This window comes from Empedobacter brevis (assembly GCF_965118635.1).
Classification (GTDB): Bacteria; Bacteroidota; Bacteroidia; order Flavobacteriales; family Weeksellaceae; genus Empedobacter; species Empedobacter brevis_A.
Genome location: NZ_CBCPHV010000044.1, coordinates 1 through 562 on the forward strand (window position 1 = coordinate 1; position 562 = coordinate 562).

Genomic DNA, 562 nt, shown 5'->3' on the forward strand with positions numbered 1-562 from the left:
TGTGAGGGGCTATACGAAAAGTACAGCTTATTTAGGGGCTTGTTGGTTTAAGTTTTTTAAATTTGCTTGATGTGAGGTTTATGTGAAAGGCCAATCGCATCAACTAAAAGGCCTTTTTGCTTTATGTTAACCGCTTTAATTGATCTCTCAATTCAAATATATCGGCTTCCAGATCATTTAGGCGATCGTACATAGTTGACGGGTCTGGAATATTGAAAGACAAATATACTTTAACTTCCCAAACTTCTTTTATATCTTCAGGTAAAAATACTTTAGAGGCATAGATACGGTTATCTGATTTTAGAAAAAGATTGCCGTATTTCTCTATTCTGTTTAAAGCGCGTTTAACCAAAATACCCTCGTAATCTTCTGATTGTATTACAAATACATATACACGACCGTCTTTTATATCTACTTGCCAATTCTCTTTCCATTCGCCTACTACATACGATTGATTTTGTATTGTAGGCTCCATTGAGTCCCCGGCTACCTGGAACATTCTGTAAGTACCGTTGTTTAGATTAGGTAAATTATAAGTAGGCAGTTTTTTTATATAAGTGGG

Annotated in this window: 1 protein-coding gene; it reads right to left on the minus strand. The window is 35.2% G+C overall.

What is annotated here, in order from left to right; translation table 11 throughout:
• Positions 1 to 121 precede the first annotated feature (121 nt).
• A partial coding sequence (locus ACMHJW_RS14700; protein WP_413534148.1) for a helix-turn-helix transcriptional regulator occupies positions 122 to 562 on the minus strand: 441 nt, incomplete at its 5' end.